Raw genomic sequence first — 23,510 nt, 5'->3', positions numbered from 1 at the left:
CATTTCATGAGGCGTATACCTTGAATATCTCTACACCGCTGTCAGGTTTTAGCGCCGCCCCTATAGCCGTCACCGGTCCTGATACAGCTAAAGTTGCAGATGAATCGCTTGAGTCTTCTTCTCAACCGGTAGCTGTGGTGCCTGCTGAAGGGGTGAAAGTTTCATTGTCAGATGCGGGTATTCAGAAATCTGCCAACGAGAAAAAGCCCAAATCGAATGACGATATCGAATCAAGCGGTTTGCCTAACCAGACGCAGAAAACCCTCAAGATGATCCGCGAGCTGAAGCAAAAAATCGAAGAGAAGCAGCAGGAACTGCAAAAAGTTGCTGCTGATCAGAACATGGACCCCACGATCAAAAAAACCAGACTCGGCTCATTGCTGGCGGCGATCGCCACCCTTACGGCTGGCCTGGCGACAGCTAACAACGCCCTGACAAAACAGGCCAGAGAAGGCAAGCTGTCAGATGATCAGTTGCAGCAAGCCCAACAACTCGCGGCGAAGTGACATCGCGAAATCGTCATGAGCGAGCGACATGACCGATTGATTTTCTGGAACAGCACGCTTTGCGGGCTTTTCCAGAGGGGGTGGAGATTCAACCTCTGCGCGCTGTGACAGGGCATTGAATCAGCAGGTCAACATCCTGGGCAGGACAGTTGAGACAGAACCATTCCAGCGAATACCGCCAGAACGAAAAAAAGGGCCTTTAAGGCCCTTTTTTCGATCACTTACAGAATTCAATCGAACCCTGCAGCGTTATGTTTGGAGCGGGAAACGAGACTCGAACTCGCGACCCCGACCTTGGCAAGGTCGTGCTCTACCAACTGAGCTATTCCCGCATTGTCTTGATGACGGGCGCTATTCTAGCGGTTCAGATAGCGGCGTCAAGCCTTTGATTCAAAAACTTATTTTTTTTCTGCAGTCGTCCTGAGGTGCGGCCATGCGGCTCTCAGGTATTGCACCATGGACCAGAGTGTCAGCCCCGCAGCGATAAGCAGCAACGCATAGCCAAGAATGACCCAAACGGTGATGGCCGGCGGGTTACCGAGCAGAATGACCAGCGCGAGCATCTGCGCCGCTGTCTTCCACTTGCCCATGTTGGAAACGGCAACCTGCGCACGCGCGCCGATTTCCGCCATCCATTCGCGGAGAGCAGAGATTACGATTTCACGGCCGATGATCACCGCTGCGGGCAGCGTCAGCCATAGATTGGCATGCGCCTGAACCAGCAGCACCAATGCCACGGCCACCATCAGTTTGTCGGCTACCGGATCGAGAAAGGCGCCAAAGGGCGTGCTTTGTTCAAGACGGCGGGCCAGATACCCGTCGAGCCAGTCGGTCGCCGCAGCGAACGCAAAGACTGCACTGGCCGCCATGTAGCTCCAGTGATAAGGCATGTAGAACAACAAAATGAAGATCGGAATCAGTAAAACGCGTAGTACGGTGATCAGATTAGGGATATTCATCGGCACAACTGGCTACGAGGTGAACGAGCATTCTACTCGCTGTGCAGGTTTGCATAAATCGACTCTGCCAGCTTTTTGCTGATTCCGGGTGCTTTTGCTATTTCATCGATGCTGGCACGGGACAACTCCTGCAATCCGCCGAAATGTTTGAGCAGGTCACGACGCCGGGTCGGCCCGACACCCGCCACGCCCTCGAGGGTCGATGTACGCCGGGTCTTGCCGCGGCGGGCACGGTGGCCGGTGATCGCGAAACGGTGTGCCTCGTCGCGAATCTGCTGAATAAGATGCAGGGCCGGAGAGTCGCCGGGCAACGTGAATTCATGCGCCGAGTCGTTCAGATACAAAGTCTCGAAACCTGCTTTGCGCGTGGTGCCCTTGGCCACACCGAGCAGGATGAGATCAGGAACCTGTAATTCATTGAGCACGTCGCGCGCCATGGACATCTGCCCCTTGCCGCCGTCCACCAGCAGCACGTCAGGCAACTTGCCCTCCCCGGCCTTGATGCGGCTGTAACGCCGGGTCAACGCCTGGTGCATGGCGGCATAGTCGTCGCCTGCAGTTACGCCTTCGATATTGAAACGCCGGTAATCGGACTTGATCGGGCCTTCGGGGCCGAACACCACGCAGGACGCTACGGTCGCCTCACCGCTGGAGTGGCTGATGTCGTAGCATTCCAGGCGCATTGGCGGGTCTTCGAGACCCAGCACCTTGGCCAGCGCTTCGAACCGAGAAGCAACGTGCTGACGGTTGGCCAGCCGCGCGGTCAGTGCCTGCTCGGCATTGGTGACCGCCATTTGCTGCCAGCGCGCCCGGGTGCCGCGCACGCGATGACTGATGACCATCTCGACGCCGCGCAGCTCTTCGACGGCGTCGACGAACGCGGGGAAATCGTCGTTGATGACATTGACGATAACTTCGCCGGGCAGCTCACGGTCGATGCCGCCGAGGAAATACTGAGCCAGGAATGCCGACATCACTTCGCCGACCTCCTCTTCTATGCCGACCTGCGGAAAGAAGTTCTTGCTGCCCAGCACCCGCCCGCCACGCACGCTGATCAGGTGCACGCAGGCACCGCCAGGGTTGACGAATGCGGCGACTACATCGACATCGCCGGTACCGCCGTCCATGCTTTGCTGATCCTGGACGCGGCGCAACAAGGCCACCTGATCGCGCAACTCGGCTGCACGTTCGAAATCGAGCGCCATCGCGGCTTTTTCCATGGAGGCGTTCAGCTCGTCGCTCAGGGCATTGCTGCGCCCTTCGAGAAACATCACCGAGTGACGTACGTCCTCGGCATACACCTCAGGCTCGACCAGCCCGACACATGGCCCTTTGCAGCGCTTGATCTGATATTGCAGGCAAGGACGTGTGCGGTTCTTGAAGTAGCTGTCCTCGCACTGACGCACCTGGAAAGTCTTTTGCAGCAGACTGAGGCTCTCGCGAATCGCGCCTGCACTTGGGTAAGGCCCGAAATAACGACCCTTGGCCTTCTTGGTGCCACGATGAATGCTCAGCCGCGGAAAGGCGTTATCGGACAGAAACACATAGGGGTAGGACTTATCGTCACGCAAGAGAATGTTGTACGGGGGCCGCCACTCTTTGATGAGGGTCTGCTCCAGCAACAGCGCTTCGGTTTCGTTGCCCGTGATGGTGGTTTCGATCTGGGCGATGCGTGACACCAGCGCTCCGGTCTTGGGCGCGTGTCCGGTCTTGCGGAAGTAGCTGGCAAGACGCTTCTTGAGGTTCTTGGCCTTGCCGACGTAAAGCAGTGTGGCTTCGGCGTCGAACATACGGTAGACGCCGGGGCGACCGCTACAGGTCGCGAGAAATGCACTTGGATCAAATGTCTGGGTCATGTTCAGGCGCTGGCATCAACCATGCCGTGACGTACAGCGAGCAAAGCCAGTTCAACATCACTGCTGATCGAGAGCTTTTCAAAGATACGGTATCGGTAGGTATTAACGGTTTTCGGTGAAAGGCACAGCTTGTCCGAGATGGTCTGGACTTTCTGGCAGCCGACGATCATCAGAGCAATCTGGATCTCGCGCTCGGACAGCAGATCGAACGGCGAATTGTTGACTTGCGGCTGAAACGACTTCAATGCCAGTTGCTGGGCAATCTGCGGGCTGATGTAGCGCTGACCGGCAAACACCAGGCGAATGGCCTGGACCATTTCCGCAAGCCCTGCACCCTTGGTCATGTAACCGGCAGCGCCAGCCTGCAGCAAACGGGTCGGGAAAGGGTCTTCTTCACAGACGGTGACAGCGACGACCTTGATATCAGGGTGGCTGCGCAGCATCTTGCGCGTGGCTTCCAGCCCTCCGATACCAGGCATCTTGACGTCCATCAATACGACGTCAGGCTTGAGCTCGCGCGCTTTCTTCAGGGATTCCTCGCCGGAATCGGCCTGCCCGACAACCTGCAGACCATCAATGTCGGCCAGCATGCGTGTGATGCCTGTCCGGACAAGATCATGGTCATCGACAACTAGCACCTTAATCAAGCAGACACCTCGCGCAACGGTCATAACGAATGCCAATCACCATAACAAAAACAACGAGGCAGACCTAGCACTGCGAGCAACGTCTCACATCAATATGATGGCAGGCACATCAGGCAGGGCTGTAAAAACTCGATGTGCCGGCAGGGCTACGCCCGTTCCGGTCTTGTATCACTTGGCCGACGGAAGTTTCGCAGCCCCCGATGATAGCCCCGAGAGCTCGGCAATAGTGGTTGTCAGGCGCCGGATAGCGTCCTGATCTTCCTTGCCCAGCACCCGGTAATTGCCGAGGATCTTTTCTTCGATGAGACTGAGGTTGTCGATCGGCACCGGCGTTCGCGTCCCCGTTAACACATAAAGTACGTCAACACCTTTGGCCGCAACCGCAGCCAGATAATCGGCCTTCGGCGCGCGATCACCATTTTCGTACTTCCCCTGGGCGTTGGCCTCGACCCCTCCTATCTCACCAAATGTACGCTGAGACATCCTCAGACGCTCTCTTTCCTTTCTCAACCGGCAACCGATTCCACTCATTTGAACCTATGATCCTGTTGTAGCTATCCTAACGAATGTTAGAATCCCGCGGAATTGAATAGATTTGAACGGTTTTGAACTATGCCCGGAATACGCACCGCCGCACAAGCCAAGGCCTGGCTGGATCAACAGGGCAAATCTGTTCAGGAGTTCGCTCGTGAAAACAGCATTGATCCAGCGACCACTTACCAGGTACTGGCAGGACGCAAGAAAGGAAGGCGCGGTGAAGCGCATAAGGTAGCTGTACTGCTGGGCATGAAGATCGGGACGATACCGAACACGGAAGCCCTGCATGAAGATGCTCGTGAATAATAGCCGTTGTTGGCTGGCGACAACGCATCCCGGACAAAACGCCAAAGCCGTTGCCTGCATTCAGGTATACAGCGTTGCAGGCAAAATAGCCCGCCCCGAATACTGCATGCCGTCGACCGTTGAGCGGTTCGCTGTCGCTAGCGAGATTCCATCTGCCTGCCTTCGCAGAAATCGATAATCCCGCTGATTGAATTTTCCAATTGAAGGCGCCTCCTTTCCTGAAGTAAGCTTGCGCTCAATCTACGGAGACCCACCATGCTGCAATCCACTTCACCGCTACTCGACGTTGCTACCGGCATTGCTTGCCGTGTGCGCGCCGTGGCTGTGCAAGCGGCCTCGGTGAGCGCATCCGTTGATTCTTATTATGGGTATTGGTTTAGCCACTGGCGCGCCTGATACCCATCCGGCGCCCACATTAAGGGGACGCCAACCAGAGAATTCTCTAACCCCCGGTCGGCTTCCCGACCGGGGGTTTTGTTTTTTCAGGACTACGTATTTCAACGGTCTGTTCAAGAACAGCCGTAAGCAATCAACCTGCATCGCATCGAGGATCACGACATGAACTACGCCACTTATTACCGCAACGACATCGATTTTGCCTGGCGATTTAGCCACCTCCGTTCGGGACAGCCTGCCGCCTCCGTTCGGTCTCTGCCAGGTGGCAAGCACATACCCCCGGTTCTAGAAGCCCTTTGTCGAACACCCCAGTAGGTCTGCGCGGGAGCGTCCCGCCAGCCCAGGAAGCCAGAACATGAACTCGTCCGTTGCCGTAACCCCGTCCGACCTGTCCAGCCACGCCGTCAATCTGGCGGACAACAGCCCCGCCTCGAAACGCCTGCCAGGTACTCTGGAATTGAAGATGCGTCTGCCCCTCGGCGCAGCGCTCACCGAACAGGTTGCCGCCCATCGCCGCGCCGTACGCGCCATCCTTGAAGGCCAAGACTCGCGACTGCTGGTCATCGTCGGCCCCTGCTCGATCCACGACCCTCGATCCGCCCTTGAATACGCTGAGCGACTGGCCGACCTTGCCGCGCAAGTCAGTGATCAGATGCTGCTGGTAATGCGCGCTTACGTCGAAAAACCGCGCACGACGGTGGGCTGGAAAGGCCTGGCTTACGATCCGCGCCTTGACGGCAGCGACGACATGGCCGAGGGCCTGACGCTGTCGCGGCAATTGATGCTGGAGATGCTGGGGCTGGGCCTGCCGATCGCCACCGAGATACTGCAACCCATGGCGGCGGGCTACTTCGACGATCTGCTCAGTTGGGTCGCGATTGGCGCTCGCACCACCGAATCGCAGATCCATAGGGAAATGGCCAGCGGCCTGCCCATGGCTGTCGGGTTCAAGAACGGTACTGACGGCGGCGTGACGGTGGCCAGCGACGCGATGCGTTCGGCCGCGCATCCACATCGCCACTTTGGCATGGACCGTCATGGCCATCCGGCGATTATCGAGACACAAGGCAATCCGGATACGCACATCGTGCTGCGCGGCGGTCACGGCGGCCCCAATTACGATCACCAAAGTGTGGCCAACGTGCAGGCGAGCCTGAGCAAGAATAATGTCGCGTCGCGAATCATGGTCGATTGCAGCCACGCCAACAGTGGCAAGGACCCGCTGCGTCAGCCTGGTGTGTTCGAGGACGTTCTGGAACAGCGCTTGTCAGGCAACACCTCGCTCATCGGCATGATGATCGAAAGCCACCTGTTCGACGGCTGCCAGGCATTGGGCGGAACGCTGCAGTACGGCGTTTCGGTCACCGATGGCTGCCTTGGCTGGGAAGGTACCGAACGCCTGCTGCGTCGTGCGGTTGACCGTCTGCGCTACAGATAAACAGAGCGAAGGAACTTTGTCGGGAAATACCGCACTGAATCCGGTAGGCTGTTTCTTTTTTTTCACAGGAGATTATTCCCCATGGCTAAAGCCACTGCCCGCCACATCCTTGTTTCGAGCGAAGAAAAATGCAACGAACTCAAGGCGCAGATCGAAGGCGGCGCTGATTTCGCTGAAATCGCCAAGGCCAATTCCAGCTGCCCGTCGAGCCGTCAAGGCGGTGACCTGGGTTCGTTCGGTCCAGGCCAGATGGTCAAGGAATTCGACACTGTCGTATTCAGTGCTCCGGTGAACACCGTTCAGGGTCCGGTAAAGACTCAGTTTGGCTATCACCTGCTGGAAGTGACCAGCCGTCAGGACTGATCCTGTCGCACCGGGTGCCAGACGGCTCATCTTCGGATGGGCCGTTTTTGTATGTGGCCGTTTCAACGACACAGTGACCCGGCATGCGCGCAGTGGCTTGGCGAAGCGCCCATTTGTCTGTAGAAGATAGCGCGATGCAGAGGCATGAGCTCTGCCATGATTGTTGTCACCGCTGTACAGCCAGTCGCCTTTAACCCTGATATTCGCTTGCGAACGTCAGTCAGGATTCGAGTCATGCGTTTTGTTTTTTCATCGTTGCTCGCCTTGACGCTGACCTTCGTTGGCGCTGCCCAATCGCTGTCCGCAGCCCCGCAACACGCTCTGACCGTTTACGGCGAAGCGCCACGCTATCCCGCCGACTTCAAGCACTTCGATTACGTGAACCCGGACGCCCCCAAAGGTGGCAGCATGCGGCGCTCGGCCATTGAAATCGGCCAGTTCGATCACCTGATGCCGTTCACCGACAAGGGCATGGGCGTTTCGCAGATCAATGGCATGCTCTACTCTCCACTGGCCACGCGCTCGATGGATGAGCCCTACACCGTCTACGGGTTTGTCGCCGAGAAAATGGAGCGTGGCGCGGATGGCCTCTCCCTGCGCTTTTACCTGAACCCCAAGGCACGTTTCGCGGACGGCACGCCGATTACCGCCAGTGATGTGAAGTACACCTACGAGCTGCTGATGACGCAGGGCAACCTGCAATACCGGACCCAGTTTGAAGCGGTCAAGGGCGTGGAGGTCGAATCGCCTTCGCAAATCCGCTTCGACTTCAAGAACAGCGATAACCGCACCCTGCCCCTCGATCTGGCTTCGCTTCCGGTATTCCCCGAGCACTGGTGGAAAACCCGTGACTTCGCCAGCGGTGCCGGCTTTGAAATTCCGCCGGGCAGCGGGCCCTATAGGATCAGCCATGTGGACCCGGGCCGCACCGTCACCTTCGAGCGCGATCCGGACTGGTGGGGCAAGGACCTGCCGGTCAGCAAAGGCCTGTATAACTTCGACAGGTTCAGCATCGAATACTTCGGCGACACCGATGTTGCACGTACGGTACTCAAAGGCGGCGCCTACGATTACAACCGCGAGTTTTCGGCCACCGGCTATTCAATTCGCTATGACGGCCCGGCGCTCAGCGACGGACGCCTGCAGAAAGCCCAGTTGGCCAGAGGCGCGGTGCAAAGCTCGCAGGGTTTCGTCTTCAACCTGAGCCGCCCCATGTTCCAGGACCGCCGCGTGCGCCAGGCGCTGTCGCTGCTCTGGGACTTCGAATGGACCAACCGGCAGATGATGCGCAACATGTACATCCGCCAGAACAGCTTCTTCTCCAACTCGGAGTTGGCCGCCAGCGAACTGCCCACGCCGGCTGAGCTTAAAATCCTCGAACCATTGCGCGGCAAAGTCCCCGATCAGGTGTTCGACAGCGTGTTCGAGACGCCCAAAACCGATGGCACAGGCTTTATTCGCGACAAGCAGCTGCAAGCGCTGGCCCTCATGAAGGAAGCAGGCTGGACGCCAAAGGGCGATGAGCTGGTGAATGCCCAGGGCGAACCCTTCAGCTTCACCTTTCTCAATGCACAAACAGGCTTCGAGCGAATGCTGCTGCCCTACAAACGCACCCTGGCGCAGATCGGTATCCACTTCGACATTCGCCGCATCGATGCCGCGCAATACCTTAACCGCGTCATGGCCCGCGATTACGACATGATTGTCACCGGCTACCCGGTCTCGACATCGCCCGGTGCCGAGCTGTACAGCAGTTTCGGCTCCAAAGTGGCGATGGACCCTGGCTCGAGTAATTACATGGCGCTGCAAGATCCCGCCGTCGATGCGCTGATTGCCGGCCTGCTCAAGGCCGACAGCAAGCAGACCATGACCGACTACGCCCATTGCCTGGACCGGGTACTGCAGTGGAACTACTACTGGATTCCCAACTACTACCCGCCCGGCTCTTCAACCGTCTGGTGGAACCGGTTCGGCATCCCGAGAATTCAGGCCAGCAACAATGAGGCCATCGAAACATGGTGGGAAATCAGCCCTACACCGCTGACCAATGAGCAATTCGCTGAAAAACGCGGCGCATCAGCCACCGTTTCGGAGATGCAGTGAATGCTGGGTTATATTCTGCGTCGCCTGCTGCTGATCATCCCTACCCTGCTGTGCATTCTGCTGGTCAACTTTTTCATCGTGCAGGCCGCTCCGGGCGGGCCTGTGGAGCAGGCCATTGCTCGCCTGCAAGGGATCGGCGGTGCGACCGTGGGCGCCGGTGCCAGCGAGTCCGCAGGGGGCCACTCCAAGGCGTCGCGGGGGCTGGACCCTGCACTGATCAAGCAGATCGAACGCCAATACGGTTTCGACAAACCAATGCACGAACGTCTCTGGCTGATGCTGAAGAATTACGCACGACTGGATTTCGGCAGCAGCTTCTTTCGCGGCGCAACGGTGACCGACCTCATTCTGCAGAAAATGCCGGTGTCGATATCGCTGGGGCTCTGGGCGACATTGCTGACGTACCTGGTGTCGATCCCGTTGGGGATTCGCAAAGCGGTCAAACACGGCAGCCAGTTCGATATCTGGAGCAGCACCGCCATCATCATCGGTTACGCTATGCCAGCCTTTCTGTTCGCCATGCTGCTGGTGGTGGTGTTCTGTGGCGGCACGTCGCTGAACTGGTTTCCGGTACGCGGACTGGTCTCGGACAATTTCGAGCAATTGACCACGATCGGCAAGATCGCTGACTATTTCTGGCACCTGGCGCTGCCGGTCTCGGCGCTGGTCATTGGCGGCTTTGCCACGCTGACCCTGCTGACCAAACATTCCTTTCTCAACGAAATCACCCGCCAATACGTGACCACGGCACGCGCCAAGGGCATGAGCGAGCGACGGGTGCTGTATGGCCATGTGTTTCGCAACGCCATGTTGCTGGTGGTGTCAGGCATCCCGCAGGCGTTCATCAGCGTGTTCTTTGCCGGTTCGCTGCTGATCGAGGTGATCTTCTCGCTGGATGGCCTGGGCCGCATGAGCTATGAAGCCGCCGTGTCGCGAGACTATCCGGTGGTGTTCGGTTCGCTGTTCATCTTCACCGTGTTCGGCCTGCTGATAAAGCTGATCGGCGATATCTGCTACACGCTGGTCGACCCCAGAATCGACTTCAGCGCGAGGAATGCATGATGCGCAGCCTTTCGCCGCTGGCCCGCCGTCGCCTGGAGCGCTTTCGCAGCAATCGCCGCGGCTGGTGGTCGCTGTGGCTATTCTGCGGACTGTTTGCCCTGACCCTGGGTGGCGAACTGATCGCCAATGACAAACCACTGTTGGTCAGCTATCAGCACTCACTCTATTTCCCGGTGTTCAAGCGTTACACCGAGCAGCAATTCGGCGGCGAGCTGCCCTTCCAGCCCGATTACCGCAGCGACTACGTGCGCACGCTGATCAGCAAAGGGGACGGCTGGATGCTGTTCCCGCCCATCCCGTTCAGTGACGACACGCCCAACTATGATCTGACCACCCCGGCCCCCAGCCCGCCCTCTGCAGAAAACTGGCTCGGCACCGACGACCAGGCGCGCGACGTCATGGCGCGGGTCATCTTCGGCGCCCGGGTGTCGATCCTGTTTGCGCTGGCACTGACCTTTATCAGCGCGTTGATCGGCATCAGCGCCGGGGCGTTGCAGGGCTATTACGGCGGCTGGGTCGACCTGTTCGGCCAGCGTCTGCTGGAGGTCTGGTCGGGCCTGCCGGTGCTGTACCTGCTGATCATCCTGTCAGGCTTCGTCGAACCCGACTTCTGGTGGCTGCTGGGCATCATGGCGCTGTTCTCCTGGCTGACCTTGGTCGATGTCGTACGCGCCGAGTTTCTGCGCGGCCGCAACCTTGAGTACGTCAAGGCCGCTCGCGCGCTCGGTCTGGGGGATCGAAAAGTGATCCTGCGCCACATCCTGCCCAACGCGATGAATGCGACGTTGAGCTATCTGCCGTTCATTCTTACCGGTGCCATCTCGACCCTCACCGCGCTGGATTTTCTGGGCTTCGGCATGCCTGCCGGCAGCGCGTCGCTGGGCGAACTGATCGCCCAGGGCAAGCAGAACCTGCAAGCGCCCTGGCTGGGGCTTACGGCGTTCTTTGCCCTCGCGTTGATCCTGACGCTGCTGGTATTCATAGGCGAGGCGCTGCGTGACGCCTTCGACCCGAGGTCCTGACATGTCGGAAAACCTGATCGAAATCCGCGACCTGAGCGTCGCCTTCAACGGGCAGAAAGTGGTCAGCAACCTGAGCCTGGATGTGCACCGTGGCGAGTGTCTGGCACTGGTTGGCGAATCCGGTTCCGGCAAGTCCGTTACCGCCCATTCGATCCTGCAATTGCTGCCCCGCAGCGGCACCCTGACCACAGGCAGCATCACCTACCGGGGTCAACAACTGGTGGGTGCCGACGACCGCACCCTTCGCGAGCTGCGCGGCAACCGGATTGCCATGATTTTCCAGGAACCAATGACCTCGCTGAACCCGCTGCACAGCGTAGCCAGGCAAATCGGCGAGACATTGTTGCTGCATCGCGGCATCAGTGGTCGTGAAGCGCAAAAACGCATTGTCGAGCTGCTGGAGCTGGTAGGCATTCAACAGCCGGAAAAACGCCTGAAAGCCTATCCGCACGAGCTGTCCGGGGGCCAGCGCCAGAGGGTGATGATTGCCATGGCACTGGCCTGCGAGCCGGAGCTGCTGATTGCCGACGAGCCGACCACTGCGCTGGACGTCACGGTGCAACGCAAAATCCTCCTGCTGCTCAAGGAGCTGCAGCAGCGCCTGAACATGTCGCTGCTGTTGATCAGCCATGACTTGAACCTGGTGCACAGCGTCGCTCAGCGCGTCTGCGTAATGCGCGCCGGCGAAATCGTCGAGCAGTCCGATTGCAAGTCGCTGTTCAAATCACCTCAGCATCCCTACAGCCGCCTGCTGCTGGACGCCGAACCTGCCGGCGAGCCGCTGCCACGCGACACCCGGGAAACGGTGCTGCAAGTCGACAACCTGAAGGTCTGGTTTTCCCTGACCGGCGGCATCCTGCGGCGGCACAAGGAATACCTCAAGGCGGTGGATGACATCAGCCTGAGCATCGAGCGCGGCAAAACCCTCGGTATCGTTGGTGAGTCGGGTTCCGGCAAGTCGACACTGGGCCAGGCGATCCTGCGTCTGCTGGAGTCACGCGGCAGCATCCGCTTTCGCGGACAGGCGCTGGACGGCCTCAGTCAGAAACAGATGCGCCCGTGGCGTAAAGAGATGCAAGTGGTCTTTCAAGACCCTTACGGCAGCCTCAGCCCGCGCATGTCAGTGGCGCAGATCATCAGTGAAGGACTGGAGGTGCACAGCCAGTACAACCCGGCGAAATGCGATGCAGAGGTCATTCGGGCGCTGGAAGAAGTCGGCATCGACCCGCAGAGCCGGCACCGCTATCCCCATGAGTTTTCCGGTGGCCAGCGTCAGCGGATCGCCATTGCCCGGGCGCTGGTGCTGAAACCCGCACTGATTCTGCTCGATGAGCCGACATCGGCGCTGGACCGCACCGTGCAGAAACAGGTTGTGGCGCTGTTGCGCGAACTTCAGGAAAAGCATGGCCTGACGTATCTGTTCATCAGCCATGACCTGGCAGTGGTCAAAGCCCTCGCCCACGACGTGATCGTGGTCAAGGACGGCAAAGTCGTCGAGCGCGGCGCCAGCCATGATGTCTTCGATGCGCCGCAGCACCCATACACACAGGAATTGCTGGCGGCCGCGCATCCTGAATGATCTGGCCCACAACGAAGCTTCTGCCCGGAGGGCTTAGGAGCGTCACCGATTTAAGCCTGCGGACCCGGCGCGTCATCATCGACCAGCCCCCACTCGGCGGTGCTTGCCGTACTGCTGCCGGTCGGGGCCGGCGGCGGTGTGGTCAGGGTCCCGGCGCCGCCTTCACTGTGCAGTTTGAGGCGCAGGCGCACGTTGTTCTGCGAGTCGGCGTTCTTGAGGGCTTCTTCTTCGCTGATCGCCCCTTCGACGGCCAGATTGAATAGCGCCGAGTCGAACGTCTGCATACCGAGGCTGCCGGACTTCTCCATGATGCCCTTGAGTTCGGTCAGTTCATTGCGCTGAATCAGGTCGCGAATGGTCGGCGTGCCCATCATCACTTCCACTGCCGCGCGGCGCTTGCCATCCGGGGTTCTGACCAGTCGCTGGGAGACGAATGCCTTAAGGTTGTTGCCTAGGTCATGCAGCAACTGCGCGCGACGCTCTTCCGGGAAGAAATTGATGATCCGGTCCAGCGCCTGGTTGGCGTTGTTGGCGTGCAGTGTCGAGATCGCCAGGTGGCCGGTGTCAGCAAACGCCAGCGCATGCTCCATGGTCTCGCGATCACGAATCTCGCCGATCAGAATCACATCCGGCGCCTGGCGCAGGGTGTTCTTCAGTGCCGCATGGAAGCTGCGAGTATCGACCCCGACTTCGCGCTGGTTGACGATCGACTTCTTGTGGCGATGGATGAACTCGACCGGGTCTTCAATGGTGATGATATGGCCACTGGCGTTGCGGTTACGGTAGTCGATCAGCGCCGCCAAAGAGGTCGATTTGCCCGAACCGGTGGCCCCGACAAACAACACCAGACCGCGCTTCTCCATGATCACGTCGAGCAGCACGGGCGGCAGGAACAGGTCTTCGAAACGCGGGATGTCCAGCTTGATATTCCGCGCGACGATGGACACCTCGTTGCGCTGCATGAAGATATTGATCCGGAACCGGCCGATACCCGCCATAGAAACGGCGAGGTTCATCTCCAGTTCGCGCTGAAACTCGAGCTTCTGCTCCTCGTCCATAAGCCCCTGGGCGATGACTGCGACCTCCCCCGGCTTGAAGGTTTCGCTGCCCAGTGGCTTGAGCACACCGTTGAACTTGGCGCACGGTGGTGCTCCGGTGGAGAGGTACAGGTCCGATCCGTCCTGACTGGCCAGAATCTTCAACAGCGCCGGAAAATCCATAATCAATACCGTACAAAATGAAGTAAAAAGACCACGGCCGTCAGGACGGTACGCGTGACGTGCGGGCGTCGCTCAGCAAGAGCAGGCATAATGGCAGCCTTTTGCAGCAGGTGATATTGCGACATGAAAGCCCAAGCCCGCCATATTCTGGTGAAGACCGCCGAAGAGGCCGAACAGCTCAAGCTGCGCATTGCCAAGGGTGAGGCATTTGACGTGCTGGCTAAAAAGCATTCTAGCTGCCCGTCCGGCAAACGTGGCGGCGATCTGGGCGAAGTCAGGCCTGGGCAAATGGTCGGCGCCATCGATCAGGTGATCTTCAAAAAGCCGCTGCGCGTCGTGCATGGGCCAATCAAAAGCAAATTCGGCTATCACCTGGTGCAGGTGTTCTATCGCGACTGAAGCACAGTTCAAAAGCTGAAAAACCCCGAACCGAAGCGGTTCGAGGTTTTTCGGGCATTGACCAGCGCGGTCATCAGTTCGGCGAAATGGCGCCGTCTACCAGCACTTGAGCTTCTGCCACCAGACGCTTGAGGTGATCTTCGCTGACAAAGCTCTCGGCGTAGATCTTGTAGATGTCCTCGGTGCCTGAAGGGCGCGCCGCAAACCAGCCATTTTCGGTCATGACCTTCACACCACCGAACGCCTGATCGTTGCCCGGCGCGTTGCTCAGCACCTGCTGAATAGGCTCACCCGCCAGCTCAGTGGAAGTCACCTGCTCAGGCGACAGCTTGCTCAGCAGTGCCTTCTGTTGCGGGTTGGCCTTGGCATCGACGCGGGTCGAGAACGGCTCGCCCAGCTGTTCGGTCATGGTCTTGTAGATCTGGCTTGGATCGCGACCGGTGCGTGCGGTCATTTCCGCAGCCAGCAAGGCCGGAATCAGACCGTCCTTGTCGGTGGTCCAGACCGTACCGTCGCGGCGCAGGAACGAGGCGCCAGCGCTTTCTTCACCGCCGAAACCCAGTGAACCCTCGAACAGGCCTTGCGCGAAATACTTGAAGCCGACCGGCACTTCATAAAGGCGACGGCCCAGGCGCTTGGCCACACGATCAATCATGCCGCTGCTGACCACGGTCTTGCCGACCGCTGCATCGGCACGCCACTCAGGACGATTCTGAAACAGATAGTCGATAGACACGGCGAGGTAGCTGTTGGGCGTCATCAGTCCGCCAGACGGGGTCACGATGCCATGACGGTCGTGATCCGGATCACAGGCAAATGCAACCTGATAGCGGTCCTTGAGGCCGATCAGGCTTTGCATGGCGTGGCTGGAGGACGGGTCCATGCGAATCTGGCCATCCCAGTCGACGGTCATGAAACGGAACGTAGGGTCGACAAATTTATTGACCACATCCAGATTCAGGCCGTAATGCTCGCCAATCGCCGACCAGTAATTCACTCCGGCGCCACCCAGCGGGTCGACACCAAGACGCAGGCCCGAGTTGCGAATGGCGTCCATGTCTATCACGTTTTTCAGGTCGGCCACGTAGGTGTTGATGTAATCATGGCGGTGCGTGGTATCGGCACGCAGCGCTTTTTCATGGCTGATGCGTGAAACGCCAGTGACTTTCTCGGCCAGCAGTTCGTTGGCCTTGTTCTCGATCCACTTGGTGACATCACTGTCGGCCGGGCCGCCATTGGGCGGGTTGTACTTGAAGCCACCGCTTTGCGGCGGGTTGTGCGACGGCGTAATGACGATGCCGTCCGCCAGCCCTGAAGTACGGCCGCGGTTGTAGCAAATGATCGCGTGGGAAACCGCAGGCGTCGGGGTGTATTCGTCACCTTGCGAAATCATCACCTGCACGCCATTGGCGGCCAGCACTTCAAGCGCGGTGGCTGCGGCCGGGGTGGACAGCGCGTGGGTATCGGCACCCAGAAACAAGGGACCGTCGATGCCGTTGGCCTTGCGGTACAGGCAGATCGCCTGACTGATAGCCAGCACATGCCATTCGTTGAAACCCAGGTCAAAGGACGTGCCGCGGTGCCCGGAAGTGCCGAACGCAACACGTTGAGTGGGCACCGATGCATCGGGCTGGCCGGTGTAGTAAGCCGTGACCAGTCTCGGAATATCGACCAGTAACTGCGCAGGTGCCAGCTTGCCGGCGAAAGGACTGAGACTCATACAACCTCCACGAAGAAATGAAATACGGAGAAAAAATAAAGGCCTGCTGCAGCTGACAAGGTGATCGATGCCGCAGTTTACTGGCAGTTCGACAGCGCTGCTTGAGTATTGATCCCCTGCATTTGCCTCCGTTTCAGCTCAATCGCCAAAACGGCACCCGAGCTCAGGCCATTGGCGTTTCGGGCCGCCACCACGCTGGAAACAACTGCTTCACCTTATGCTCGGCAAAACGGTCATCGATGAGCATGACCACACCGCTGTCACTTTGGCTGCGAATAACCCGTCCGGCTGCCTGTATCACCTTCTGCACGCCAGGGTAAAGGTAGGTGTAGTCGTAACCGGCACCGAACAGCGCGGCCATGCGCTGCTTGAACTGTTCGTTGACCGGATTGAGCTGAGGCAGGCCCAGGGTGGCGATGAACGCGCCGATCAGGCGTGCGCCCGGCAAGTCGATGCCTTCACCGAACGCGCCGCCCAGCACGGCAAAACCGATGCCCTGACTGCTCAGGGTGAACCGGTCGAGAAAGGCGTGGCGCTCACTCTCGGCCATCCCCCGTGCCTGCTGCCAAAGGCTGATGTGCGGGTAAGTGAGCGCCATCAGCTCGGCGACCTGTTGCAGGTAATCGAAACTGCTGAAGAACGCCAGGTAATTGCCCGGCCGCGTGTCGAACTGCTCGGCCATCAGTTCGACAATCGGCGCCAGCGAAGCCTGACGATGGGTAAAGCGCGTAGAAATGCGGCTGACGATGCGCACGTCGAGCTGATCGTGATGAAACGGCGATTCCACGTCGATCCATGCCGTGTTGGCAGGCAATCCCAGCAGGTCCGCGTAATAGTGGCGCGGGTTGAGCGTTGCGGAAAACAGTACCGTGCTGCGCGCAGCGGTCAGGCGCGGGCGGATGAAACGCGCGGGAACGACGTTGCGCAGGCTGAGGCGCGACAGAATGCGCTTGCCGCCCGCCTCGCGCCGAGTGATGTCGAAAATGAAATGCTCATCGAACAGCTCGGCGATGCGCGCAAAGCCGATGGCTTCCAGGTAGAACCCCTGTAACGTGCCATCCACGGCCTGCGGGTGCTCGTTGAAATGATCACCGATGGTCGAGATGCACTGGTTGAGGCTGCCGATGAATTTTTCCGGTGCCGCCGAGTACGCCTGATAGGCGCCGGGCTGTACCTTGTGCAGCGCATTCCATTGGCGATCCAGACGCTGCAAGGCTTTCTTCACAGGTTCGGGCGCTGTCTGAATCAAGGCTTTCAGCTGGCTCTGATCAAGGCTGGCGCTGTACATCTGGCGTGCCCGCTCGACCATGTTGTGGGCTTCATCGACCAGCACCGCAACGCGCCACTGATGCAGCTGACCGAGGCCGAACAGCAACGCGCTCAGGTCGAAGTAATAGTTGTAGTCTGCGATGACCACGTCAGCCCAACGCGCCAGTTCCTGGCTCAGATAATACGGGCAGACCTGATGCTGCAAGGCGACATCGCTTACGCCCGCCTGATTCAACCACGGCGAGGTCAGCGCCGCCGAGCGAGCGGCTGGCAGACGATCATAAAAGCCGCTGGCCAGCGGACAGGAATCACCGTTACAGGCTTTGTCCGGATGCTCACAGGCCTTGTCGCGCGCCACCAGCTCAAGGACCCGCAGCTTCAGCTCCGGCGCGCTGTGATTAATGACTTCCAGCGCATCCAGCGCCAGTCGACGCCCTGGCGTCTTGGCAGTGAGAAAGAAAATCTTGTCGAGCTTCTGGCCGGGCGCAGCCTTAAGCAACGGGAACAGCGTGCCCACCGTCTTGCCAATACCGGTCGGCGCCTGAGCCATCAGGCAACAGCCGGTACTGACGGCCTTGTACACCGACTCGGCCAGCGCCCGCTGCCCGGTGCGGAAAGACGCGTGGGGAAATTTCAGGCTGCCCAGTGTCGTGTGCAGCGCCTGCGTATGCGCCAGCTCCTGCTGCGCCCAGCCGAGGAATATCGTGCACTGTCGTTCAAAAAACGCTTGCAGCGCGGCCGCACTGAACGGCTCGCGAATCAGGGTTTCCTGCTCGCTGACAATGTTGAAATACACCAGTGCCAGCGTCACGCTCTCAAGCTGCAGGCGCTGGCAAAGCAGCCAGCCGTAGACCTTCACCTGCGCCCAGTGCAACTGACGGTGGTTGGCCGGCATCGCGTCGAGTTCACCGCGATAGGTCTTCACCTCTTCCAGTTGATTGCGACTGGCGTCATAGCCGTCCGCCCTGCCCCTTACCGTCAGCTCGCGATAATCGCCACTCAACGACAGCTCGGCCTGGTAATCGGCACCGCGCCGCGTGGCGACCGTGCGATGCCCGGCAATGCCCTCCTGAGCCGTGGGTGACGGCGTGAAACGCAGGTCGAGGTCGCCGACCTTGGCAGTAAACTCACACAACGCGCGCACGGCCACGACATAACGCGCAGGCAGCTCACTGGCGAGGACAGGCTCGGGATCAGGGTTTACGGGGGCGTTCGGGGTCACTGCGCTGGGGAGCCGTTGGTTGTGAATACTGGACAGGCGTCCAGTTAACAACCTTGAAACACGTCTGGCAAACAGAAATGGATCGACGGCCTGCCATGTCGACGTCTATGGCAGACGAGCCTGGCTCAACGCCTCTCCCAGCGCGCTCAGCAGCCTGGCAGGTTCACGGGTCCAGTCAGTGGCATAACTGACCCACAGATGTTGCGAGTAGCGGTTCTGCACAGTGAACAGCTCACCGGGGCTGACGACAATCGACTGGGCCAGCAACGCAATGAAGACCTGGCGCATGTCCACCGGGTATGCGCTCTCGGCCCACACGCCGCAGCCGCCCTCGGGCAACTGATAACGCAGCATCCCGCCGGTGTGTTCATCCAGTAGCCGGGTCATCGACTGCATGCTTCTGCCCAGCGTCTCTCGCAACGCGAACAGTTGTCTTTCCAGACGCCCGCTGCTGCATAACCTGGCGATGGCCCTTTGCCGAAGCGGCGGCAGTTCGAATGCTCGCAGGCAGAAATACTGCTGCCATCGCGTATCCAGGTTCTTGCACAGCAGGTAAGCATAGGGCGCTTCAGGCCCCATGCTCTTCTCGAATCCGCCGATGATCACTAGCCGCTGCGGGTCGATCCAGTGGCGCAGCGGAGCTTGCCCGCCAACAAACTGCAGCCCGGCGTGACTGTCGTTTTCCAGCACCCAGACCTGATGACGATTGAGCACTTCCGCGACAGCCTGGCTGTTGTTCTGCGGACGCACGCTGCCTCGCACCGGGTTCAGCAACGAGGGCAACACGACAAGCCCTATGTCATAGCCGCGCAGCAGACCGTCGAGTCGGGCCGCATCAAGACTGCCGGTCTCGTCCAGCGGCAGTTCGATAACCCGGATATCAAATGATTGCAGCAGGCGCAGCACCCCCCAGGCACAGGGCGACTCCACCAGTACAGTGCCGCCGCGCAGCCGCAGCGTGCCGAGCACCGCCTTGAGTGCGCCGTGAAAGTCAGCGGCGACATAGACATTGTCAGCGTGCCAGCAATGCGCTGCATCGCGGGTGTAACGGGCGGCCAACGCAGTGCGAAGTTCCGGCTCGCCGAATGGCTGAAAAACCGGGTCCCGCTGACGCGGGTAATGCCTGCCCAGCTCGCGTTCCATCGCCGGCAGCGGACTGTCCTGGGCGTGCAAAAGCGCCGGCTCATCGCAACCCAGCAACGCCATGCCGGGACGCCTGGCGTTGTCGTACAGGGCCTGTAAAAGATCGCCGTCTGAGTCAGGCACTACGTGACCCTGCGCACTCAAGCTGCGCGCGACCGAGTAATAACCCGATTTTGGCAGCGAATAGACGCGCCCTTCCTTTTCCAGCAGCGAATAGGCGCTTTGCACCGTCGATATCGATACGTTCAGTCGCTGGGCCAGCTGTCGCAGTGACGGCATTTTCAGCGCCGGCTCGCCCTGCTGCTGGTCAACCAGACGCACCAGGTAGCGGTAGACCGCCTGATAGGCGAAATCCGTGTTGTTTTTCATGCAGGTACCCGCCGCTCAACCAGAACAGGCTTCAGAACATTGCTGCATGACCGACGCCGTTTGCAGGCAGCAGCCATGCCTGGCAACCGGATCAGCGTCCCGAGAGCATCTCGGCCACTGCCTGACCCGTCGCAGGGTCGACGGTCATGATCCGGCGCTTGTCGGGGTCGGCAGCGCGGATTCTGGCAATGATTGACTGCGGGTCGTCGAAGTTCACCCGCTGCTTGCCGTAGAGGTTGTGCAATGACTTGAGGCTCAAACCGCTGATATCCACCAGCCACTGCATGACCTGGTCCGGCGCCGTCGAACCCGACAGCGCCTTGTGCAGATCCGGCAGCGCCACCAGCATCCCCGGGTGGCAACTGCGCAGAAACGACTCCAGACCATGGCCATGATCCACGAACGGCGAAAACAGCATGCACACCAGCTGGGTCTCGTTCAGGCCGAAGCCCTCCTGAGCGAAGCTCGATGCCAGCTCGCGGCGCGCCTCGATGCGCGCCCGACCGGCATAAGCGCTGAGCGTCTGGTCGATCAATCGCGGCGGCATTTGCTTTCTGCGCATCAGTGACGTCGCCAGTTCAAGGTATTCGGCGATCCCGTCGGCATAAGTACGCGCTTGCAGGTACTGCGCCGTCAGGCCGCGCATGTGGGCCATCAACAAAGGGTTGGCGCAATCCGATTCGCTGAAGCTGAACGACAGATCATCGAAGCGGAAATCGAGGAATTCGGTCAGCAGGTTCCAGTGTTCGTCCGCCTTGCAACTGACCAGATCGGCAATAGTGATGAACGCCGGCGTGCTGCTTTTTTCAGGCAGCACCATGGCTCGGCTTGCCGGCGGGCTGTCATCGCCCTCGCCGTACAGCTCATGATAATAGGCCTGGCCAATCGTATCGATGACCTTGAGCACGCTGGCCAGCGTCTGCTTGCCCCAACTGCCCGAGTATTGCCCGGTACGCTGGGCCAGACGCATGATCCAGGTCGCGTACTGACGCTGCTCTCTGCGCGAGTCGCCACTGACCACCGCATCGACACCGCTGCCCCAGCTCAGGGCGCGCCCCAGAAACTCCGCCAGCCCGAGGTAACAGGTATTGCAAAACGTGGTGCGGGCGTCGCCTGCGGACAGGTGGCCACCCAGCAGCATGTCCAGACGATTCTGCTCACGCCCCGCACTGGAAAAAGGCAGGTCCGGCTCGAAGGCCTGGGTGTACTGATTGTCGATCACCAGCATCTCGACACGCGGGTCGTCGTACAGAAACAACGCTGAATAGGTGCGGTTGATGTTATCCATTACCGCAGGGGTCATGCCCGCGTGACGCCGATTGGCAACCCGCAGGTTGAACGTACCGGGCGAGCGGCAGGCAATGCTCAACTGGGCAGCGCGCAGAAAAGCCAGTGTGTAGGCACTGTCCTTGCCACCACCGAACGCCACCAGCACCTTGAAGCCGGCAATCCGCTCGATGCCGCCAGCCGCAACAATCAGACGCTGGATCAACAACTGCAGCGCGGTGCGCTCTGCACGCGAGAAGTACCCCAACAAGCGTTGCAGCACTTGCTGGTAGACATAATTCATTGCCTGTTCGTGAATAGAACTCATTGTGTGCCACCTGCCTGTCGCTCAAGACATGACACGGTGCAGACAGAACATTGAACATCAAGCTGACAACCAAACTTATAGTCGCGCATGACTCATTCCCTGAGTGGTAATTACCGACGCATTATCAGTATCTTTGAAACAATTACAATAGACAGTTTGCGTTGAAAAACAGTGCAGCCTCGGGCACAATTTCAACTGATTAAACACACTGTTTAATGTGTATCATTGAACGCAGGCGACAAACGATTTTTTTCAACTTAACAGCCTGCAACCCCAACAGCCAGGCCGCTCAGGCTTTACCACAAGCGGCCGAGCACCCGTCGCTGTTAATATTTCATTCTGCCTCGTAGGAAATGATATTTATAATGCCGCCTTCACTGACAGAACTCATACACTCAAATAAACAATCCTGCCGACCCTGTTGTCGATTTTATTTTCACCCTTCATTCAAGGTTATGCACTTCTCGGCAAGCTGACAGGTGCGTCATTGACGTCGTTTAATATCTGGCGTCTCTTTTGCAATATAGAATGCAAAAAGCCTTCCGACCGGAAGGCTTTTCAATAACGAGCGCTGACCAGGAGGTGATGAATCAGACCGCCTCGACTTCCAGCACCGCACGCCCGCCAATCGGGCAGACATCCATGTAACGGTGCGCCTGCACCACTTGCTCGAACGGAAAGCTGCGCGTCTGCAACGGCGCCAGTACCTTGTCGCGAGTCATCTGATTGATGTCCTGCAAGGCACGCTGCAGCGCTTCTTGATCCTGGGTAATGCCCAGCTCGGGCTTGCCGGTGAAATTGCCCAGGCAATGCACGTAGAACTGGATGTTCTTCTGGAACGCGGCACAGGCCGGAAACGGCGTCTGATTACCACCTTGCAGGCCATACAGCACCAGACTGCCACGTGGCGCAAGCACATCGCCCATGATCGACATCTGCGGACCACCAAGGCCATCGAAGACGGCATCGACACCACGGTTGTCGGTGTACTTGTTGATCGCCATCAACAAGTCCTGTTCTTCGGTGACGACCACCTTGTCGGCCCCCAGTGACAGCAGATACTCACGGGCGTCTTCGGTCTTGGTCGCGGCGATGACCCGAGCACCCAGCGCCTTGCCCAACTGCACGAATGCAGGGCCGGAGCAGTGGCTGGCATCAGTGACCAGCACGGTCTGGCCGGACTTGATACGCGCCAGATCGACATAAGCAAAGTACGCCACCAGATACGGCGTGTAATGCACGCTGGCTTCGACTGGCGTCAGTACATCCGGGTAGCGGGTCAATGCGCGGCGCGGCATGACGATGGATTCGCCATAAACCGGGTGCTGATTGGCATCGGCCGCAGGAAAACTGGCGACCTTGTCGCCCACTTGCAGATCATCAACACCGTCGCCCAGCGCGGTAACCACGCCAGCCATCTCATAACCCAGACCGGCAGGCAGCCGGGCTTGGGTAGACGCGAGATTTTGCCGCCAAAGAACGTCGTACCAGCTGACACCGATGGCCTGAACACGCACCTGTACCTCGCCGGTGACAGGCGACGCGACAGGATGCTCTTCGACTTTGAGCACCTCGGCCGGGCCAAACTGGTGAAAACGGATCGTGCGGGACATTTAGAACCTCGCCTGGTGAACCTTGATGCCACAAACTTTATCCGGGCATTGCCGGCAACACCATCGGTGGCTATTAATAGTCGACATGCCTGTCATCGATTGTGTCCTGTGCGCTGCACGGCGCAGCCAGACAGCGTCTGGGCGTCGATGCGCGTAATGGCCGCCATTGTTCGCATGTCGACGAAAC

The 23,510-nt window shown here is 59.2% G+C and carries 19 protein-coding genes and 1 tRNA gene; 9 read left to right on the top strand and 11 right to left on the bottom strand.

The features are described from left to right. Positions 1-20 precede the first annotated feature (20 nt). Positions 21-506: a hypothetical protein gene (locus JOE29_RS10605; protein WP_004417532.1), complete on the top strand. Its 486-nt coding sequence runs from the start codon at positions 21-23 to the stop codon at positions 504-506. 256 nt (positions 507-762) lie between these two features. On the opposite strand, the gene JOE29_RS10600 is transcribed toward JOE29_RS10605, so the two are convergent. The 5 genes from JOE29_RS10600 to JOE29_RS10580 form a co-directional block, all read right to left on the bottom strand. Then, a tRNA-Gly gene (locus tag JOE29_RS10600) sits at positions 763-838 on the bottom strand. Positions 839-904: 66 nt separating this feature from the next. Beyond that, a complete protein-coding gene (gene pgsA / locus JOE29_RS10595; protein ID WP_003410850.1) occupies positions 905-1,465 on the bottom strand; it encodes a CDP-diacylglycerol--glycerol-3-phosphate 3-phosphatidyltransferase in 561 nt (186 codons plus the stop codon). Positions 1,466-1,497: 32 nt separating this feature from the next. Then, on the bottom strand, positions 1,498-3,321 hold the full coding sequence (gene uvrC / locus JOE29_RS10590) for an excinuclease ABC subunit UvrC (protein ID WP_003393963.1): 1,824 nt from the start codon (positions 3,319-3,321) through the stop codon (positions 1,498-1,500). A gap of 2 nt (positions 3,322-3,323) precedes the next feature. Then, entirely contained in the window at positions 3,324-3,968 is a 645-nt protein-coding gene (gene uvrY, locus JOE29_RS10585; RefSeq protein ID WP_002553344.1) for a UvrY/SirA/GacA family response regulator transcription factor, read from the bottom strand. Positions 3,969-4,136: 168 nt separating this feature from the next. Then, positions 4,137-4,499: a hypothetical protein gene (locus tag JOE29_RS10580; RefSeq protein ID WP_003349299.1), complete on the bottom strand. Its 363-nt coding sequence runs from the start codon at positions 4,497-4,499 to the stop codon at positions 4,137-4,139. Between the two features lie 81 nt (positions 4,500-4,580). Between JOE29_RS10580 and JOE29_RS10575 the strand changes: the two genes are divergently transcribed. The 7 genes from JOE29_RS10575 (at position 4,581) to JOE29_RS10545 (ending at position 12,774) form a co-directional block, all read left to right on the top strand. Then, positions 4,581-4,811 carry a DNA-binding protein gene (locus JOE29_RS10575; RefSeq protein ID WP_003349302.1) on the top strand — a complete coding sequence of 77 codons (231 nt, stop codon included), beginning with the start codon at positions 4,581-4,583 and terminating at the stop codon, positions 4,809-4,811. A gap of 751 nt (positions 4,812-5,562) precedes the next feature. After that, the gene (locus JOE29_RS10570; RefSeq protein WP_003318550.1) at positions 5,563-6,645 is read left to right on the top strand and encodes a 3-deoxy-7-phosphoheptulonate synthase; all 1,083 of its coding nucleotides are present in this window, start codon (positions 5,563-5,565) and stop codon (positions 6,643-6,645) included. Positions 6,646-6,726: 81 nt separating this feature from the next. Further along, a complete protein-coding gene (locus JOE29_RS10565; protein WP_002553340.1) occupies positions 6,727-7,008 on the top strand; it encodes a peptidylprolyl isomerase in 282 nt (93 codons plus the stop codon). A gap of 234 nt (positions 7,009-7,242) precedes the next feature. After that, complete coding sequence (locus JOE29_RS10560) at positions 7,243-9,111, top strand: extracellular solute-binding protein (protein WP_058446553.1); 1,869 nt, start codon at positions 7,243-7,245, stop codon at positions 9,109-9,111. Beyond that, positions 9,112-10,173 carry a microcin C ABC transporter permease YejB gene (locus tag JOE29_RS10555; protein ID WP_010408276.1) on the top strand — a complete coding sequence of 354 codons (1,062 nt, stop codon included), beginning with the start codon at positions 9,112-9,114 and terminating at the stop codon, positions 10,171-10,173. It begins immediately after the preceding gene. Beyond that, entirely contained in the window at positions 10,173-11,195 is a 1,023-nt protein-coding gene (locus tag JOE29_RS10550) for an ABC transporter permease (RefSeq protein WP_003318547.1), read from the top strand. Before JOE29_RS10555 ends, JOE29_RS10550 begins: the two co-directional genes overlap by 1 nt. A 1-nt stretch (position 11,196) precedes the next feature. Further along, positions 11,197-12,774 (top strand): ABC transporter ATP-binding protein, encoded by a 1,578-nt coding sequence (locus tag JOE29_RS10545; RefSeq protein WP_044313051.1) that lies wholly within the window; start codon positions 11,197-11,199, stop codon positions 12,772-12,774. A gap of 50 nt (positions 12,775-12,824) precedes the next feature. Here the strand turns inward: JOE29_RS10545 and JOE29_RS10540 are convergent, their stop codons facing one another. Further along, entirely contained in the window at positions 12,825-13,994 is a 1,170-nt protein-coding gene (locus tag JOE29_RS10540; RefSeq protein WP_044313050.1) for a PilT/PilU family type 4a pilus ATPase, read from the bottom strand. Positions 13,995-14,117: 123 nt separating this feature from the next. Here JOE29_RS10540 and JOE29_RS10535 point away from each other — a divergent pair, with 123 nt between their 5' ends. Further along, positions 14,118-14,393, top strand: a complete 276-nt coding sequence (locus JOE29_RS10535; RefSeq protein ID WP_002553334.1) for a peptidylprolyl isomerase — start codon at positions 14,118-14,120, stop codon at positions 14,391-14,393. Positions 14,394-14,466: 73 nt separating this feature from the next. On the opposite strand, the gene pgm is transcribed toward JOE29_RS10535, so the two are convergent. The 5 genes from pgm to JOE29_RS10510 form a co-directional block, all read right to left on the bottom strand. Further along, positions 14,467-16,113 (bottom strand): phosphoglucomutase (alpha-D-glucose-1,6-bisphosphate-dependent), encoded by a 1,647-nt coding sequence (gene pgm, locus JOE29_RS10530; RefSeq protein ID WP_024960802.1) that lies wholly within the window; start codon positions 16,111-16,113, stop codon positions 14,467-14,469. Positions 16,114-16,276: 163 nt separating this feature from the next. Next, positions 16,277-18,604 (bottom strand): ATP-dependent DNA helicase, encoded by a 2,328-nt coding sequence (locus JOE29_RS10525; protein ID WP_210079467.1) that lies wholly within the window; start codon positions 18,602-18,604, stop codon positions 16,277-16,279. A gap of 105 nt (positions 18,605-18,709) precedes the next feature. After that, positions 18,710-20,116, bottom strand: coding sequence for a PLP-dependent aminotransferase family protein (locus JOE29_RS10520; protein ID WP_103364674.1), 1,407 nt, complete (start codon positions 20,114-20,116; stop codon positions 18,710-18,712). A 91-nt stretch (positions 20,117-20,207) separates the two neighbouring features. Continuing rightward, entirely contained in the window at positions 20,208-21,710 is a 1,503-nt protein-coding gene (locus JOE29_RS10515) for a hypothetical protein (protein ID WP_057406904.1), read from the bottom strand. A 590-nt stretch (positions 21,711-22,300) separates the two neighbouring features. Further along, on the bottom strand, positions 22,301-23,323 hold the full coding sequence (locus tag JOE29_RS10510; protein ID WP_137983438.1) for a zinc-dependent alcohol dehydrogenase family protein: 1,023 nt from the start codon (positions 23,321-23,323) through the stop codon (positions 22,301-22,303). Positions 23,324-23,510 lie beyond the last annotated feature (187 nt).

This window comes from Pseudomonas sp. PvP009 (assembly GCF_017832995.1).
Taxonomy (GTDB): Bacteria; Pseudomonadota; Gammaproteobacteria; order Pseudomonadales; family Pseudomonadaceae; genus Aquipseudomonas; species Aquipseudomonas syringae.
This window is presented reverse-complemented; position numbering and strand designations above follow the sequence as displayed.

Bases quoted from the DNA above. Each gene is read 5' to 3' on its own strand.
- JOE29_RS10575 (WP_003349302.1), top strand. From the start codon at position 4,581: ATGCCCGGAATACGCACCGCCGCACAAGCCAAGGCCTGGCTGGATCAA.
- uvrC (WP_003393963.1), bottom strand. From the start codon at position 3,321: ATGACCCAGACATTTGATCCAAGTGCATTTCTCGCGACCTGTAGCGGT.
- pgm (WP_024960802.1), bottom strand. From the start codon at position 16,113: ATGAGTCTCAGTCCTTTCGCCGGCAAGCTGGCACCTGCGCAGTTACTG.
- JOE29_RS10545 (WP_044313051.1), top strand. From the start codon at position 11,197: ATGTCGGAAAACCTGATCGAAATCCGCGACCTGAGCGTCGCCTTCAAC.
- JOE29_RS10540 (WP_044313050.1), bottom strand. From the start codon at position 13,994: ATGGATTTTCCGGCGCTGTTGAAGATTCTGGCCAGTCAGGACGGATCG.
- JOE29_RS10555 (WP_010408276.1), top strand. From the start codon at position 9,112: ATGCTGGGTTATATTCTGCGTCGCCTGCTGCTGATCATCCCTACCCTG.
- JOE29_RS10520 (WP_103364674.1), bottom strand. From the start codon at position 20,116: ATGAAAAACAACACGGATTTCGCCTATCAGGCGGTCTACCGCTACCTG.
- JOE29_RS10535 (WP_002553334.1), top strand. From the start codon at position 14,118: ATGAAAGCCCAAGCCCGCCATATTCTGGTGAAGACCGCCGAAGAGGCC.
- JOE29_RS10560 (WP_058446553.1), top strand. From the start codon at position 7,243: ATGCGTTTTGTTTTTTCATCGTTGCTCGCCTTGACGCTGACCTTCGTT.
- pgsA (WP_003410850.1), bottom strand. From the start codon at position 1,465: ATGAATATCCCTAATCTGATCACCGTACTACGCGTTTTACTGATTCCG.
- JOE29_RS10565 (WP_002553340.1), top strand. From the start codon at position 6,727: ATGGCTAAAGCCACTGCCCGCCACATCCTTGTTTCGAGCGAAGAAAAA.
- JOE29_RS10580 (WP_003349299.1), bottom strand. From the start codon at position 4,499: ATGAGTGGAATCGGTTGCCGGTTGAGAAAGGAAAGAGAGCGTCTGAGG.
- JOE29_RS10510 (WP_137983438.1), bottom strand. From the start codon at position 23,323: ATGTCCCGCACGATCCGTTTTCACCAGTTTGGCCCGGCCGAGGTGCTC.
- JOE29_RS10570 (WP_003318550.1), top strand. From the start codon at position 5,563: ATGAACTCGTCCGTTGCCGTAACCCCGTCCGACCTGTCCAGCCACGCC.
- JOE29_RS10515 (WP_057406904.1), bottom strand. From the start codon at position 21,710: ATGAGTTCTATTCACGAACAGGCAATGAATTATGTCTACCAGCAAGTG.
- JOE29_RS10550 (WP_003318547.1), top strand. From the start codon at position 10,173: ATGCGCAGCCTTTCGCCGCTGGCCCGCCGTCGCCTGGAGCGCTTTCGC.